Origin of the sequence: Lentzea alba, from assembly GCF_047445655.1 — a bacterium.
Classification (GTDB): Bacteria; Actinomycetota; Actinomycetes; order Mycobacteriales; family Pseudonocardiaceae; genus Lentzea; species Lentzea alba_A.
This window is the reverse complement of sequence record NZ_JAJAEG010000008.1, coordinates 1-15,602: the sequence shown is the minus strand read 5'-3', so window position 1 is coordinate 15,602 and position 15,602 is coordinate 1. Positions and strand designations below refer to the sequence as shown.

The following is a 15,602-nucleotide window of genomic DNA, read 5'->3' as shown; positions in this document are numbered from 1 at the left end:
CCCCGCACCCTACGGCTTCTCCTGCTCCTTCGAGGCCAGCTTGCCGTCGCGGAAGCACAGCTTGTAGAGCAGCTCGGGGTTGTGCGAGGTCCGGTACCGCGAGCACCCGTCCACGCCGATCGCCCCGAAACCGAACTGGCCCATGACCTCGTCCTCGGTGGTCACGCCGACCTGCATCGAGTCGAAGAACGGCGCGTTCATCTGCGTGGGGTTGAGCAACGCGAAGACCAGCAGCACGATCAACGCCCCGGCGATCGGGAGCAACGCCAGCAGCCCGAGACACCCGCCGCCCAGCACCCGCGGCACGGTCAGCACCTCGGCGGCGAGCGGTGGCGGCACCTCTCTGGCCTCGGTGACGGCCTGGACCGCCGGGCGCAGCGGGATGTCCGCCGCGACCCGGAACCCGCCTTCGAACGGCGGCCCGGCGCTGAACGAGCCGCCGAGCAGGCCGACGCGTTCCTCCAGGCCGATCAGCCCACGCCGGGTGCCCTTCGCGGGAACGACGTCGGCGGGCCCGTTCACCACCTGGATCCGGACCCGTCCGCCCTGGACCGCGACCTGCACGCGCGTGCGGGCCATCGGGGCGTGCTTCCGCACGTTGGTCAGTGCTTCCCGGACGACCCGGTGCACGGCACGGCGCGTGCGGGGGTCGGCGCCGTGCAGGTCGTCACCGGACCAGTCGAGGGACGCCGACGAGCTCTCGACCAGCGCGGCGATGTCGGAGCGGGTGCCGGTGTCCTCGTCGAGCGACTCGGGTTCGGGGTTGGTCCGCAGCACGCCGAGGATCTCGCGCAGCTCGGCCATCGCGAGTGACGAGGTGGTGCGGATCAGCTCCGCCCGCTCGTGCAGCTGCGGGGCCTTCCTGGCGGTCGCGAGCTCCAGCGCGCCGGCGTGGATGGAGATCAGGCTGAGCCGGTGGCCGAGCATGTCGTGCATCTCGCCCGCGATGTGCGCGCGTTCCTCGGAACGGGCCGACGCGGCGGTCAGCGCACGGGCCCGCTCCAGGTACTCGTTGCGTTCCTGCAGCAACCGGACCATCGGCTTGCGGTGGCCGAGCAGCATGCCGGACACGGCGGGGAAGACCACGAAGAACACCGCGCCGATCGCGGCGCCCACGACGGACTCCCACAGCGGCATGTTCCGGTAGCTCTCCTGCAGCTGGCTGAACGCGCCCTGCAGCACCAACGCGATCCCGAGCAACGCCCACAGCCGGCCGAGCCGGGTGATGCGCCGCGACGCCGCGAAGACCACGAACACCGTGACGGCCTGCGCCCACAGGTTGTTGACCGCGAAGAGCGGCGCGGTGAGCAGCAACACCGACTGCGGGTGTCGCGGCGCGAACCAGACGAGGACCGCGATCCACAGCGCGGTGGCGACGGTCAGCAACGGGTGCGGGATCGGCGCCAGCGGGGCGATCAGCGGCACCAGTCCGACGAGGAACGCGAGTACCGGCCAGACGAACCTCACCGGGCCATCTCCTTCTTCGAGGTCAGCACGCCGTCCCTGCTGAAGCAGAGCTGGACGTCGCGGTCGTCCTCGTCGCGCACGTGGTAGCGCAGGCAGCCGGAGTCGTTCGACGGCACGCCGAAGCCGTGCTCCTCGGTGACGTCGGCTTCCCGCGTGACCGACACCTGGAACGCGTCGAACTGCTGCCTGCTCATCTCCGCCTGGGTGAAGACGGCGACCATCAGCAGCACGAACGCCGTGCCGAGCGCGGGGACGACGGAGAGCGTGGCGAGGCAGCCGCTGCCGATCACACGCGGCACGGTGAGGATCTCGGCGGTGATGGGCGGGGGAGCCTCGGCCACGGCACCCGCCGCACCCGCCTCCTCCTGCACCACCGGGTGCAACGGGAGGTCGGCCGCCACCCGGAACCCACCGTGGACCGGACCTGCGGCGAACGCCCCGCCGATCAGCCCGACCCGTTCCTCCAGCCCGATGAGCCCACGGCGGGTGCCGCCACCTCGGGGTTCGCTGCTGGGACCGTTCGCCACCTCGACCCGCACCCGTTCGGCGACCTGCACCGACACGCGGGTCCGGGCTGACGGCGCGTGCTTGTGCACGTTCGTGAGTGCTTCGCGTACGACCCGATGCACTGCCCTTCGCAGCCGTGCGTCGGCATCGGACAGATCGTCGCCTGACCAGTCGAGTTGCACGTAGACACCGGCATCTGACGACGCCGCCACGAGCCGTTCGACGTCCGCGCGCGTACCGGCGTCCTCATTGGCCTCGGTGGCGCCGAGCACGCCGAGGATCTCGCGCAGTTCCTCCATCGCCACAGCGGACGTCTTGCGGATCAGCTCGACCTGTTCGCGCAGCTCAGGGGCCTCTTTCGCGGCGACGTCCTCCAACGCGCCCGCGTGCGCGGTCAACTGGCGGAGGCGGTGGCTGAGCATGTCGTGCATCTCGCTCGCGATGTGCGCGCGCGTGTCAGATCGTGCGGTGCTCGCGGTGAGGAGGCGCGCGTGTTCCAGGTAGTCGTTGCGCTCCATCAGCACCTGCGTCAACGGCTTGCGGCGTCCGACGAGCGCACCGGCGACAGCGGGGAAGAGCAGCAGGAACACCACGGTGAACACCGTGCCTATGACGTACTCGAACATGCTGTCCCCGGCACGCCACGAGTGCAGCGCTCCGAACCCGGCCTGCAGCACCGCCGTCGTGGTGATCAGCGCCCACTGCTGCCAGGTCGAGCGGATCGACCGGGCCGCCCGGAAGACCACGAGCGACGTCGGTGCGATCGCCAGCAGGTTGTTCACCGCGTTGAGGGGAGCGGTGAGCACCATCGCCCACCTCGGCCAACGGGCGCTGATCGGCACCAGCGCCGCCGCCCACACCGCCGACGCGAGGATCAGCCACCAGTGGACGGGCCGGCCGAGCGGTGCCACCAGCGCCACCAGTGCCAGCAGAAAGGCCCCGGCCGCCCAGAGTCCGTCGCGCAGCCTCACGTTCACGCTGATCATCATGGTCGACCCGGTCGGCGTGCTCACAGCGCCAGGTGGCCCCGATCGGGTGGCCGGGTGGCCACGCTCACGTAAGGGTGCCCTAACTCGTTTTGGCGTGTTTCGATGAGATGGCAATCAAGTTGAGTGGTTTTGCATGACCGTGCATAATCATGCGCATGACAGTGAGGATCGCGGTAGCCGGTGCCAGCGGGTACGCGGGAGGCGAGCTGCTACGCCTGCTCCTGGGCCACCCGGACATCGAGATCGGCGCGCTGACCGCCAACAGCAGCGCCGGCGACAAGCTGTTCAAACACCAGCCGCACCTCCTGCCCCTGGCCGATCGTGAACTCCTGGAGACGTCCGTCGAGACGTTGAAGGGCCACGACGTCGTTTTCCTCGCGCTGCCCCACGGTCACTCAGCCGAGCTGGCCGAGCAACTCGGCGAGTCCGAGAACCGCACAGTCGTGATCGACTGCGGTGCCGACCACCGGTTGACCAGTGCCGATGACTGGACCCGGTGGTACGGCGGCGCGTATGCGGGCTCCTGGCCGTACGGGCTGCCAGAGCTTCCTGGTCAGCGGGACAGGCTCGTGGGCGCACGCCGCGTCGCCGTCCCGGGGTGCTACCCGACGGTGTCGTCGTTGGCGTTGGCCCCGGCCGTGGACCTCATCGAGGACGAGGTCGTCATCGTCGCCGTGTCGGGCACGTCGGGTGCCGGCAAGTCGTTGAAACCGAACCTGCTCGGGTCCGAGGTCATGGGCTCTGCCAGCGCGTACGGCGTCGGTGGCGCGCACCGGCACACGCCGGAGATCACGCAGAACCTGAGCGCCGCGGCGGGCCGGCCGATCAAGGTCAGCTTCACGCCGGTGCTGGCGCCGATGTCGCGGGGCATCCTCGCGACCTGCACCGCGTCGCTGAAGGACACCGGTGCCGTTCGCGAGGCCTACGAGAAGGCGTACGCGAACGAGCCGTTCGTGCACCTTCTGCCCGAAGGTTTCTGGCCGACGACGAACGCCGTCCTCGGTTCGAACGCCGTCCAGCTGCAAGTCACCGTCGACGAGGACCTGGGCCGGCTCGTGGTCGTGGCCGCCGTCGACAACCTCGCCAAGGGCACCGCTGGTGCCGCCGTCCAGTGCATGAACCTCGCTCTCGGCCTGCCGGAGACGACCGGCCTCTCGACCGTTGGAGTCGCACCGTGAACCGCAACAAGGGCGTCACCGGACCTCAGGGCTTCCGGGCCGCCGGGATCGCCGCCGGGATCAAGGAGTCCGGCGCCCTCGACCTCACCCTCGTGGTGAACGACGGCCCGCAGGACTCCGCCGCCGGCGTCTTCACCACGAACAAGGTGAAGGCCGCGCCGGTGTTGTGGTCGCAGCAGGTGATCCAGTCGCGACGACTCACCGCGGTCGTGCTGAACTCCGGTGGTGCCAACGCGTGCACCGGCCCCGAGGGTTTCCAGGACACGCACGCCACCGCCGAGAAGGTCGCCGAGGTGCTCGGCACCGGCGCGGTCGACGTCGCGGTCTGCTCCACCGGCCTGATCGGTGAGCGCCTGCCGATGGACAAGATCCTGACCGGTGTCGAGAACGTCGTGAAGGCGCTGGACTCGTCGGTGGAGGCCGGTCTCAACGCCGCCACCGGTGTCATGACGACGGACAGCCGGCCCAAGCAGTCGTGGAAGGCTTCCGCGGACGGCTGGTCGGTCGGCGGGTTCGTGAAGGGCGCGGGCATGCTCGCCCCGAACATGGCCACGATGCTGTCGGTCATCACCACGGACGCCAAGATCTCCGGTGAGTCGCTGGACAAGGCGTTGCGCCTCGCCACGGGTCGCACGTTCGACCGGCTCGACGTCGACGGTGGCACGTCGACCAACGACACGGTCCTGGTTTTGGCTTCCGGTGCTTCGGGTGTCGAGCCTTCGTTCGAGGACTTCGTGGCTCTGCTCACCGAGGTCTCCGCCGATCTGGTCAAGCAGCTCCAGGGCGACGCCGAGGGTGTGACGAAGGAAATCAGCATCACCGTCAAGCAGGCCGCTTCCGAGGCCGAGGCCGTCCTCATCGGACGGACGGTCGCCGAGGACAACCTCGTCAAGACCGCGCTGTTCGGCAGCGACCCGAACTGGGGCCGCATCGCGATGGCGCTCGGCCGCGCGGACGCCGAGATCGACCCGGACGTGCTGCAGATCCTGATCAACGGCGTGTCGTTGTACCGCAACGGAACCCGCGACCGCGACCGAAGCGAGGCCGACCTTTCCGGTCGCGAGATCGAGATCGTCATCGACCTCAACGTCGGTGACGCCGAGGCCACCGTGCTGACCACGGACCTGTCCCACGACTACGTCGAAGAGAACAGCGCGTACTCCTCATGAACGCACAAGAGAAGGCGGCAGTCCTCGTCGAAGCGCTGCCGTGGCTGGAACGCTTCCGCGGCGCGCTGGTGGTCGTCAAGTACGGCGGCAACGCCATGGTCGACGACGAGCTGAAGAAGGCGTTCGCCGAGGACATGGTGTTCCTGCGGCTGTGCGGCCTGCGCCCGGTCGTCATGCACGGCGGTGGTCCGCAGATCAAGTCGATGCTGGACAGGCTCGGCATCCACAGCGAGTTCCGCGGCGGTCTGCGCGTCACGACGCCCGAGGCCATGGACGTCGTGCGGATGGTCCTGGTCGGGCAGGTCGGACGCGAGCTCGTCGGGCTGATCAACCAGCACGGTCCTTACGCGGTCGGCATTTCCGGTGAGGACGCGCACCTGTTCACGGCCACGCGCCGCGGTGCCGTGGTGGACGGCGAAGAGGTCGACATCGGTCTCGTCGGCGACATCACCGAGGTGAACCCGGACGCGGTGCTCGACATCGTTCGTGCGGGCCGGATTCCGGTCGTGTCGTCGGTCGCGCCGGACGTCAACGGCGTGCCGCACAACGTGAACGCGGACACCGCCGCTGGTGCGCTCGCCGTCGCGTTGGGTGCGGAGAAGCTCGTCGTGCTGACCGACGTCGAGGGCCTGTACTCGAACTGGCCGGACAAGTCGTCTCTGCTGCACCAGATCCGTGCCGCCGAGCTGGAGAAGATCCTGCCGGACCTGGAAAGCGGCATGGTGCCGAAGATGGAGGCCTGCCTGCGGGCGGTGCGCGGCGGGGTGCCGCAGGCGCACGTGATCGACGGGCGGCTGGCCCACAGCGTTTTGCTCGAAGTCTTCACGACTGAGGGCGTCGGAACGATGGTCTTGGGGGACAAATGACCTCGCGGTGGCAAGAGTCCATGATGGACAACTACGGCACACCTCAGCTGGCGTTGGAGCGCGGCGAGGGCGCCTACGTCTGGGACACCGACGGCAACCGCTACCTGGACCTGCTGACCGGGATCGCGGTGAACGCGGTCGGGCACGCGCACCCGAAGGTCGTCGAGGCCGTCACGAAGCAGATCTCGAAGCTCGGCCACACCTCGAACCTCTACGTGAACGAGCCGGCGCTGGCGCTGGCCGAGCGCTTGCTGGACCTGTGCGGAGTGCCGGGCAAGGTGTTCTTCTGCAACTCGGGCGCGGAGGCCAACGAAGCGGCGCTGAAGATGTCGCGCCGCACCGGTCGTACGAAGATCGTTTCCACTGTGGGTGGCTTCCACGGCCGCACGATGGGCGCGCTGTCGCTGACCGGTCAGCCCGCGAAGCGCACGCCGTTCGAGCCGTTGGTGCCTGGCGTTTCGCACATCCCGTTCGGTGACGTGGCTGCTCTTGAGGCTGCGATCGACGACGACACCGCGGCGTTCATCGTCGAGCCGATCCAGGGCGAGCAGGGTGTCGTGATGCCACCGGAGGGTTACCTCCAGGAGGCCCGGCGGATCACCTCCGAGCACGGCGCGCTGTTGATCCTCGACGAGGTGCAGACCGGTGTCGGCCGGCTCGGCACGTGGTTCGCGTTCCAGCAGGCCGGGATCGTGCCGGACGTCATGACCCTGGCCAAGGGCATCGGCGGCGGGCTGCCGCTGGGCGTCACCATCGGGTTCGGCGCGGCGGGCGAGTTGTTCAAGCCCGGCCACCACGGCACCACGTTCGGTGGCAACCCCGTGTGCTGCGCGGCCGCTCTCGCAGTGCTCGACACGATCGCCGCGGAAGGCCTGTTGGAGCACGCTTCGGCTGTCGGCAAGGAGATCGCGGCCGGCGTGGAGGCGTTGCACCACCCGGCGATCTCCGGGGTGCGGGGTGCCGGTCTGCTGCTCGGCATCATGCTGCGCGAGGGGGTCTCGGCGAAGGCGGCCGCGGTCGCGCAGAAGGCCGGTTACCTGATCAACCCCATCCAGCCCGACGTCATCCGACTGGCGCCGCCGCTGATCCTGGACGAATCCGACGCGCAGGCGTTCGTGGCCGCGCTGCCGACTTTCTTTGAGGAGCAGGCGTGACTCTGCGGCACTTCCTCCGTGACGACGACCTGACGCCCGACGAGCAGTCGGCCGTTCTCGACCTCGCGGACGTCTACAAGGCGGACCGGTTCACCGCGAAGCCGTTGGCGGGCCCCAAGTCCGTCGCGGTGATCTTCGAGAAGAACTCGACGCGCACCCGGTTGTCGTTCGAGGTCGGCATCGCACAGCTCGGCGGCAACCCGGTGATCATCGACGGCCGGTCGATGCAGCTGGGCCGCGAGGAGACGATCGAGGACACCTCGCGGATCCTGTCCGGGTACGTCGACGCCGTGGTGTGGCGGACGTTCGCTCAGGCGCGCATGGAAGCGATGGCTTCCGTTTCGCGCATTCCCGTGGTGAACGCGCTGACCGACGAGTTCCACCCGTGTCAGGTGCTTGCGGACCTGCAGACGATCCGCCGCCGTTATGGCCGGTTGGCCGGTCTGACGTTGACGTACCTGGGCGATGGCGCCAACAACATGGCGCACTCGTTGTTGTTGGGTGGCGCCACGGCCGGTATGCACGTTCGGATCGGTGCGCCGGCTTCGTTCGTACCGAACCCGCAGTTCTTGGAGGACGCCAAGAAGCGTGCCGCCGAGACCGGTGGTTCGGTGGCGTTGATCAACGACCCGCGCGAGTCGGTCGACGGGGCGGACGTGCTGGTCACCGACACGTGGACGTCGATGGGCCAGGAGAACGACGGCAAGGACCGCGTCGGCCCGTTCCGTCCGTACCAGGTGAACTCCTCGTTGCTGGAGGCCACCGGCAAGCCCGACTCGACGGTGTTGCACTGCCTGCCCGCGCACCGGGGCTGGGAGATCACCGACGAGGTGCTCGACGGCCCGCAGTCGCTGGTGTGGCAGGAGGCCGAGAACCGCCTGCACGCCCAGAAAGCGCTGCTCGTGTGGTTGCTGGAGCAGTCGTCATGACCCGCACCGCCCGTCAGGGCCGCATCGTCGAGATGGTCAGCCAGCTCGTCATCCGCAGCCAGTCCGAGCTCGCGAAACTCCTGGCCGCGGAAGGCATCGAGGTCACCCAGGCCACGTTGTCGCGCGACCTGGACGAGCTCGGCGCGGTGAAGCTGCGCGGTCCCGACGGCGGCGCGCCGATCTACGTGATCCCCGAGGACGGCAGCCCGGTGCGCGGCATCCAGGGCGGTACCACCCGGCTCGCGCGAGTCCTCGGCGAGCTGCTGGTCTCCACCGACTTCTCCGGCAACCTCGCGGTTCTGCGCACACCGCCGGGTGCGGCGCAGTTCCTGGCCTCGGCGCTGGACCGGGCCGCGTTGCACGAGGTCGTCGGCACGATCGCGGGTGACGACACGATCCTGGTCGTGGCGCGTGAGCCGATGACGGGGTCCGAGCTCGCGGATCGGATCGCCGCTCTGTCCACGGGTTCCGTCGATGAATGAGCCCGTGCACGCTGTTCTGACCTTTGACGACGGCGTGCCCGTGGCCGTGGACGGTGAGACGGTGTCGGTGGCGGAGGCTGTGCGTGAGCTCAACTTCCGCGCCGGTGTGATCAGGTCCAGCCTGGGCTCGGTCGCGGTCCGGGTCGCACGGATGGCTTTGCCGTCGGGTTCCGGCGAGGTCGACGTCGCGCTGTACGAGGGGCGCGTGGTCGGTCTCGTGGCCCGTTCGGAAGAATCGCTCTACGACTTCGCTAGCTGAAAGTTGCGTGTGATGAGTTCTTTGTGGGGTGGCCGGTTCGAGTCTGGGCCGGCCGAGGCGATGGCCCGTTTGTCGCTGTCGACGCATTTCGACTGGCGTCTCGCGCCGTACGACATCGCCGGTTCGCGCGCGCACGCCCGTGTGCTGCACGCGGCGGGTCTTCTGTCAGACGACGAGCTCGCCGGCATGCAGAAGGCGTTGGACGAGCTTCTCGCCGACGTCGAGTCCGGCGCGTTCACCCCGGTGCTGGAGGACGAGGACGTCCACACCGCTCTGGAGCGCGGCCTGATCGAACGTGCTGGTGTGGACCTCGGCGGCAAGCTCCGCGCGGGCCGCTCCCGCAACGACCAGGTGGCCACCCTGTTCCGCATGTGGCTGCGTGACGGCGCTCGCCGCGTCGCCGCCGGTGTGTTGGACGTCGTCGACGCGCTGGCCGCGCAGTCGGAAACGAACTTCGGCGCCGTGATGCCGGGCCGCACGCACCTGCAGTCCGCGCAGCCCGTGCTGCTGTCGCACCACCTCCTGGCTCATGCGCACGCGCTGCTGCGCGACGTCGACCGTCTGCACGACTGGGACAAGCGCGCGGCGTTCTCCCCGTACGGCTCGGGCGCGCTGGCCGGTTCGTCGCTGGGCCTCGACCCGGCCAAGGTGGCCGCTGACCTGGGCTTCTACGCGCCGGTCGAGAACTCCATCGACGGCACCGCGTCCCGCGACTTCGCCGCCGAGATCGCGTTCGTGCTGGCGATGATCAGCGTGAACCTCTCGCGCATCGCCGAAGAGATCATCATCTGGACGACCGCCGAGTTCCGCTTCGCCGTCCTGGACGACGCCTGGTCCACCGGCAGCTCGATCATGCCGCAGAAGAAGAACCCGGACGTCGCCGAACTCGCGCGCGGCAAGTCGGGCCGCCTGATCGGCAACCTCGCCGGCCTCCTCGCGACGTTGAAGGCCCAGCCGCTGGCCTACAACCGCGACCTGCAGGAGGACAAGGAACCGCTGTTCGACTCGGTAGAGCAGCTGGAGATCCTGCTGCCCGCGTTCGCCGGCATGGTCGGAACGCTTAAGTTCGATGTCTCACGTATGGCTTCGCTGGCGCCGGCGGGCTTCACGCTGGCCACCGACATCGCGGAATGGCTTGTGCGCCAAGGCGTTCCGTTCCGCGTCGCACACGAGGCGGCCGGCGCGTGCGTGCGTGCCGCGGAGTCTCGTGGCGTGGGCCTGGAGGACCTGACGGACGCCGAGTTCCTCGCCATCTCGCCCGCGCTCACCCCTGAGGTCCGCTCGGTGCTGACGGTCGAGGGTTCCATCGCCTCTCGCAACGCGCACGGCGGCACGGCTCCCTCACGCGTCCGCGAGCAGCTGGACGCGCTGGTCTCGCGGGCTGCGGCGGCGCGTGACTTCTAGGCTGCTGACCAGGGAGGAGCTGGCGGTCGACCCGGTCGACGCGGCCCAGCTCCTACTCGGTTCGTATCTGGAGGCCGGCGACGTGCGCGTGCGCATCGTCGAGGTGGAGGCGTACCGGGGCGGCGACGACCCGGCGTCGCACTGCTACCGCGGCAAGACCCCGCGCAACGAGGTGATGTTCGGGCCGGCCGGCTTCTTGTACGTCTACTTCGTCTACGGCATGCACTTCTGCGCCAACGTGGTGTCTCTGACCGATGGCGTTCCAGGCGCGGTGCTGCTGCGCGCCGGTGAAGTGGTGTCGGGCGAAGACGTCGCGTTCTCTCGACGCCCTGCTTCACGTTCGGCAGCCGAGTTGGCCAAGGGACCCGCACGGCTGTGCAAGGTCCTCGGCTTGGACCGCTCGTCGAACGGCCTGGACCTGACGTCCGCTTCGTCGCCGGTGCGGTTGTACGCGGGGGAGCCGGCCGGTCAGGTGTTCTCGGGTCCGCGCGTTGGTGTCGCTGTTGCGATGGATGTGCCGTGGCGCTTTTGGATCGACTCTCCGGCCGTGTCGACGTACAAGAGAGGCGGCAAGCGCCGCAAGTCAGCGTGAGAGCTTCTCCAGCTCTGCCTTGAACTCCTGCTCCAACGCGGGGTCCACCTCGAACACCAGCGGCACGGTCATGTCGATCTGCTCGCCCGCCGTCAGCCGTTCGACCAACGTGTCCGCCACGGCCCGCAGGTTCTCCGCCAGCCCGTGCATCGCCTGCAGCTGCTGATCCGCGAACCGCGCCTGAAGCCGTGCCACGAGCCGTGCGGACTCATGCGCGTAGCTGGTCCCGTGGATGCCGCGCGCCCACTCCAGGATCTCGTCGAACGTCCGCACGAACAGCTCACCGAGGTGCACGATCCGGTCCGGATCCCCAGGCGTACCAGGGGCTCCGAACGCGGCCTCCTGCGTCTCCACGGTGAACAGCGTCTCCACCGCGACCTTGATGATCTCGCTCAGCAGCACGTTCCGATCGCGGATCAACGTGATCCCGCTGCCGTGCTCGACGGATCCGTTGCGCGGCGCGTACCGCAGGAAGTGCTCCCAGTACTTCGACTCCAGCTCGCGAAGTCCTTGCGACACAACGGTCACGTACAGGAGGTACTCCCAGCCGCGCGGCTTCTCCCGCACAAGCGCGGCGACTGACTGCGGTGTGATCGGCGTAGTAGGAGTGAACGACGCACGGTGCTGCGCGAGCTTCTCCACAACGGCCTGCGCGATGACCTCATCGCTGTGCTCTCGCACGTCGAGGTACGCGATGGTGGGCAAGAGACCGGGCACGGGCGTGTCGTCGATCCGGACAGGCAGCACGTACTCGGTGTTTTCCTCCAGCGCGCGCGCCATCGCGGCACGGCTCTGAAGGCGCGTCCACTTCGAGACGTAGTGCTTCGAGCTGAACAGCACCACGAACCTCGCACTGTGGCTGAAGGTCTCGGTGAAGTACTCGACGCGGTCGCGCCCCCACATCTCGACCTCGCGGTCCTTGTCGTAGAAGACGTCGACGCCGGCCCGCTTCAGGAGCTTGACGATCGGGAGCACCCGATCCCGATCCTCTTCGGCGAAGGACGGAGCGACGTCGAACTTGTACTCAGGCACCGGTCTAAAGTACGGCTCTCGTCGTTCTGGGGGATCACGTGGAGAAACTGCTGACCGAACTGGCTGCGGAGCTCGTCGCCCAAGCCGAGCCGGGGTACGAGTACCTGACGTTGCGCGCTCACTGCGAATACGGGTACACGAGCCAACGAGTGTCGTCTGGACCGTCAGAGGACAACGTGCGTACGCGAGACTTGAAGTCGTTGGTCGAACTTGGCGCGGACGGCAACGTGGTCGTCGAGATGAAGGTCGAGCCGGACGGAGCGTTCACGGCGCTGCTCACCGACGGCATCGACCAGCGCACCGGGTACTTGCCGCCCACCTACAGCGTCGTGCTCGAACCGCGGCCACGTCACCTCATCGCGCCGTACGAGCGGACCGAGGTGGTGTCGACCGGCCCGCTGGCCGCCGTCGAAGCCGAGCTCGGCGTGCCCCTGCCGGCCGAGGTGCACGAGCTGTACCTCAGCGGTGTCACCGAGTTCGGGGATCACACCCTGCTGCCGGCGGACGAGGTCCTCGGTGTTCGGCGTGATCTGCTCGAATTCGAGGCGCACCTGTCGCTCAGCCCGTTCAACTGGACGGAGGTGATCCCGTACGGCGGACCCCGGGACGCCGTGCAGCTCGTCGGGTTCCATCCGCTGTGGGTGCCGATCGTGCGGTATCCGGCCGGAGTGACCGTGTGCGTCGACCTCGCTCCTGGTCCGCGCGGTCACGTCGGTCAGGTGATCCAGCCGTCCTGGACCTGCGACCCTCTGGAACTCCTCGCCGGATCCGTGAGCGAGTGGCACCGCGCGCCGGAACGCCACGACCATCCCGGGATGACGGGGCGGTTCTACGCGCCGGACCACGACCTCGACGTGGTCGCCGAGGTGGCACAGGAGTTCCAGGCGCTGCGGGAACTCTTACTGCACGAGCTCGGGGACGGGGACCTCGCTCCGCTCGCGAGCCTGGTGGACCTGCGTGTCCTGGACGTGAGTGGAGGGCGGCTCCAGCTCGGCGGGCTGGCGGATCTTCCGTTGGAACGTCTCCGCGTGACCGCGACCGAGGTCGAACTTCCCGCACTGGAGCAGCTGACTTCTCTCGCGGTCAGCGGTGCGCGCGTTGACCTGCCCACGTTCCCGAAGCTGCGCGTGCTCGACGTGTCCGCTGCGGAAGTGGACGTCGAGTCGTTGCCGCAGGTGGATCACCTGACGCTGAACGCGGAGCAGTGGCGGCGGTGCACCGTCCGCCCGGCCGCCGCCACGCTCGTCGGTGAACGGTCACTCGCCCAGGCTCTCGACTGGGCCGAGAGCCTGGGCGTGGTGTTGCCGCGCCGCGTGATCAGCGGACGGGCGTAGTCCTGCGGTACCAGGCTCGCCGGTGTTCGACCGGCAGTGCGAGCCGTGCGATCAGGTTGGTCAGCAACGCGCCGATGAGCAGCCACAAGAGAGCGGCGAGGCCTTCGTTGAACAGCGTGCCGACCTTGGGGCTGTCCGGCGTGAACAAGCCGTCCAGGCCGAGCGTGATCCCGCTGGCCCAACCGGCGACGAACTGGAAGAAGCCGTTGCCGGCGTTCGCGTCCGCTACGACCAGGAAGATGTGCACGAACAGCACGATGGCGAACATCCAACACACGATGTCGATGACTGCGCAGACGGTGTGCACCGTCCGTGCCTTGCGGTAGGTGTCGTCCCGTTCAACGACCTCTTCAACGACTGGTTCGTTCACGCGCGGCATGCGTTCGGTAGGCCGCCGCAACTCGTCACGTGGCTCCGTCATGGCTGCCGGTTACCCGTCCGCGTACCGGGTGGAAACCCGTTCGACCTGGTAGGCGACAATGAGTGCCGTGAGCGAGCACATCCTTGACGAACTGTCCTGGCGCGGTCTGATCGCGACGTCCACCGACCTCGACGCACTCCGGAAGGACCTGGACGGCGGCCCGCTCACGCTCTATTGCGGTTTCGACCCGACCGCGCCGTCGCTGCACGCCGGCAACCTGGTCCCGCTGCTCATGCTCAAGCGCTTTCAGATGGCGGGGCACCGGCCGATCGTGCTGGCCGGCGGCGCCACGGGCATGATCGGCGACCCGCGCGACACCGGCGAGCGCACGCTGAACCCGCTCGACACCATCGCCGAGTGGGCCGACCGGATCCGCGGCCAGCTGGAGCGGTTCGTCGAGTTCGACTCGTCGCCCACGGGCGCGATCGTCGAGAACAACCTCAACTGGACCGGCCAGGTCAGCGCGCTGGAGTTCCTGCGCGACGTCGGCAAGCACTTCTCGATCAACGTCATGCTGTCCCGCGAAACGGTGAAGCGCCGCCTCGAATCCGACGGCATGTCGTACACCGAGTTCAGCTACCTGCTGCTGCAGTCGAACGACTACCTGGAGCTCAACCGGCGCTACGGCACGTCGTTGCAGGTCGGCGGCTCGGACCAGTGGGGCAACATCGTCGGCGGTGTCGACCTGATCCGCCGGGTCGAGGGCAAGCAGGTGCACGCGTTGACGGCGCCGCTGGTCACCGACGCCGAGGGGCGCAAGTTCGGCAAGTCGACCGGTGGCGGCAGCGTGTGGCTCGACCCGGAGATGACCTCGCCGTACGCCTGGTACCAGTACTTCGTGAACGTCGGTGACGCCGACGTGCTCCGCTACCTGCGCCTGTTCACGTTCCTCTCGCGTGAGGAGCTGGACGAGCTGGAGAAGGAGACCGCGGAGAAGCCGCACCTGCGTGTCGCGCAGAAGCGTCTCGCGCAGGAGTTCACGGACCTGGTGCACGGCGAGCGCGCGACGCAGCAGGTGCAGTTGGCGTCGTCGGCGCTGTTCGGCCGCGGCGAGCTGCGCGACCTCGACGCGTCGGTGCTGGAAGCGGCCCTGGCCGAGGCGCCCACGGGTGAGGTGCGGCTGGCGGACGAGCCCACGATCGTCGACCTGCTGATCGCTTCGGGACTGGCCGAGAGCCGGGGAGCCGCGCGGCGCACTGTCAACGAGGGCGGCGCCTACGTGAACAACACGAAGGTGACCGACGAGGAGTGGAAGCCGGCGCCGTCGGACCTGCTCCACGGCACGTGGCTGGTGCTTCGTCGCGGCAAGCGCAACAACGCGGGCGTGCGCGTGCTGCTCTGACCAGTGCTTTTGGTCGTCTGAAGGCCGTCGATCCGGGTTCGGGTCGGCGGCCTTCGATCTTTCTCGGTGTGATCGCGGTCACAGTGTGCACGGCATATGGGCTGCGATAGCTTGTTCGTGGGTCCTGTACGGGGCTGCTGACCTGCGGTTTCTTAATCGCAGGTGGCTGGGTTGCCCCCGATTTGACCCCCAGTTGGCGTGCGTGTAACTTTCTCTCTGCCAGCGCGGAACGGGCCGGGAACACCGGAACGGAGTGCGGCGAGGGTCACGAACCAAGCTTCCACGGACTGTGGTAGAGTGGGTGACCGCGAAACGATGAAGACCCAGCCGGTAGCTCGTCTGAGCTCAGAGGCCAAGGGCGTCGAAGTTTCAAACACAAGCTTATGTACGACACAGCCTCGGATCGAGCCGTCGCATGGCGGAGCGTGATGATGTGCGCGTGTTCTTTGAGAACTCAACAGCGTGCCGATAACACAG

At 68.3% G+C, this 15,602-nt stretch carries 15 protein-coding genes; 11 read left to right on the top strand and 4 right to left on the bottom strand.

Annotated features, from left to right (window positions below; genetic code table 11):
• Positions 1-9 precede the first annotated feature (9 nt).
• Both LFM09_RS14565 and LFM09_RS14560 read right to left on the bottom strand, forming a co-directional pair.
• Entirely contained in the window at positions 10-1,467 is a 1,458-nt protein-coding gene (locus tag LFM09_RS14565; RefSeq protein ID WP_414096957.1) for a sensor histidine kinase, read from the bottom strand.
• Positions 1,464-2,951 carry a sensor histidine kinase gene (locus tag LFM09_RS14560; protein WP_414096956.1) on the bottom strand — a complete coding sequence of 496 codons (1,488 nt, stop codon included), beginning with the start codon at positions 2,949-2,951 and terminating at the stop codon, positions 1,464-1,466. The genes LFM09_RS14565 and LFM09_RS14560 overlap by 4 nt, the downstream gene beginning before the upstream one ends.
• Positions 2,952-3,118: 167 nt before the next feature.
• Between LFM09_RS14560 and argC the strand changes: the two genes are divergently transcribed.
• From argC to LFM09_RS14515, 9 genes are read left to right on the top strand one after another with little or no spacing between them, the layout of a single operon-like run.
• Positions 3,119-4,141 (top strand): N-acetyl-gamma-glutamyl-phosphate reductase, encoded by a 1,023-nt coding sequence (argC, locus tag LFM09_RS14555; protein WP_414096955.1) that lies wholly within the window; start codon positions 3,119-3,121, stop codon positions 4,139-4,141.
• Positions 4,138-5,310 (top strand): bifunctional glutamate N-acetyltransferase/amino-acid acetyltransferase ArgJ, encoded by a 1,173-nt coding sequence (argJ, locus tag LFM09_RS14550; RefSeq protein WP_414096954.1) that lies wholly within the window; start codon positions 4,138-4,140, stop codon positions 5,308-5,310. Before argC ends, argJ begins: the two co-directional genes overlap by 4 nt.
• On the top strand, positions 5,307-6,176 hold the full coding sequence (gene argB, locus LFM09_RS14545) for an acetylglutamate kinase (RefSeq protein ID WP_414096953.1): 870 nt from the start codon (positions 5,307-5,309) through the stop codon (positions 6,174-6,176). The genes argJ and argB overlap by 4 nt, the downstream gene beginning before the upstream one ends.
• Complete coding sequence (locus tag LFM09_RS14540; RefSeq protein WP_414096952.1) at positions 6,173-7,330, top strand: acetylornithine transaminase; 1,158 nt, start codon at positions 6,173-6,175, stop codon at positions 7,328-7,330. Before argB ends, LFM09_RS14540 begins: the two co-directional genes overlap by 4 nt.
• Positions 7,327-8,259: an ornithine carbamoyltransferase gene (argF, locus tag LFM09_RS14535; protein WP_414096951.1), complete on the top strand. Its 933-nt coding sequence runs from the start codon at positions 7,327-7,329 to the stop codon at positions 8,257-8,259. The genes LFM09_RS14540 and argF overlap by 4 nt, the downstream gene beginning before the upstream one ends.
• Complete coding sequence (locus tag LFM09_RS14530; protein ID WP_414096950.1) at positions 8,256-8,741, top strand: arginine repressor; 486 nt, start codon at positions 8,256-8,258, stop codon at positions 8,739-8,741. The genes argF and LFM09_RS14530 overlap by 4 nt, the downstream gene beginning before the upstream one ends.
• Positions 8,734-9,000 (top strand): argininosuccinate synthase, encoded by a 267-nt coding sequence (locus LFM09_RS14525; RefSeq protein WP_414096949.1) that lies wholly within the window; start codon positions 8,734-8,736, stop codon positions 8,998-9,000. Before LFM09_RS14530 ends, LFM09_RS14525 begins: the two co-directional genes overlap by 8 nt.
• A 12-nt stretch (positions 9,001-9,012) precedes the next feature.
• The gene (gene argH, locus LFM09_RS14520; protein ID WP_414096948.1) at positions 9,013-10,404 is read left to right on the top strand and encodes an argininosuccinate lyase; all 1,392 of its coding nucleotides are present in this window, start codon (positions 9,013-9,015) and stop codon (positions 10,402-10,404) included.
• Positions 10,394-10,996: a DNA-3-methyladenine glycosylase gene (locus tag LFM09_RS14515; RefSeq protein ID WP_414096947.1), complete on the top strand. Its 603-nt coding sequence runs from the start codon at positions 10,394-10,396 to the stop codon at positions 10,994-10,996. Before argH ends, LFM09_RS14515 begins: the two co-directional genes overlap by 11 nt.
• On the opposite strand, the gene LFM09_RS14510 is transcribed toward LFM09_RS14515, so the two are convergent.
• Positions 10,988-12,028, bottom strand: coding sequence for a toll/interleukin-1 receptor domain-containing protein (locus LFM09_RS14510; RefSeq protein WP_414096946.1), 1,041 nt, complete (start codon positions 12,026-12,028; stop codon positions 10,988-10,990). The genes LFM09_RS14515 and LFM09_RS14510 overlap by 9 nt on opposite strands.
• Before the next feature lie 38 nt (positions 12,029-12,066).
• Here LFM09_RS14510 and LFM09_RS14505 point away from each other — a divergent pair, with 38 nt between their 5' ends.
• Positions 12,067-13,362, top strand: a complete 1,296-nt coding sequence (locus tag LFM09_RS14505) for an SMI1/KNR4 family protein (protein ID WP_414096945.1) — start codon at positions 12,067-12,069, stop codon at positions 13,360-13,362.
• On the opposite strand, the gene LFM09_RS14500 is transcribed toward LFM09_RS14505, so the two are convergent.
• Positions 13,346-13,783: a hypothetical protein gene (locus LFM09_RS14500; RefSeq protein WP_414096944.1), complete on the bottom strand. Its 438-nt coding sequence runs from the start codon at positions 13,781-13,783 to the stop codon at positions 13,346-13,348. The two genes, LFM09_RS14505 and LFM09_RS14500, sit on opposite strands and share 17 nt — an antisense overlap.
• 67 nt (positions 13,784-13,850) lie before the next feature.
• Here LFM09_RS14500 and tyrS point away from each other — a divergent pair, with 67 nt between their 5' ends.
• Positions 13,851-15,125 carry a tyrosine--tRNA ligase gene (tyrS, locus tag LFM09_RS14495; RefSeq protein WP_414096943.1) on the top strand — a complete coding sequence of 425 codons (1,275 nt, stop codon included), beginning with the start codon at positions 13,851-13,853 and terminating at the stop codon, positions 15,123-15,125.
• Positions 15,126-15,602 lie beyond the last annotated feature (477 nt).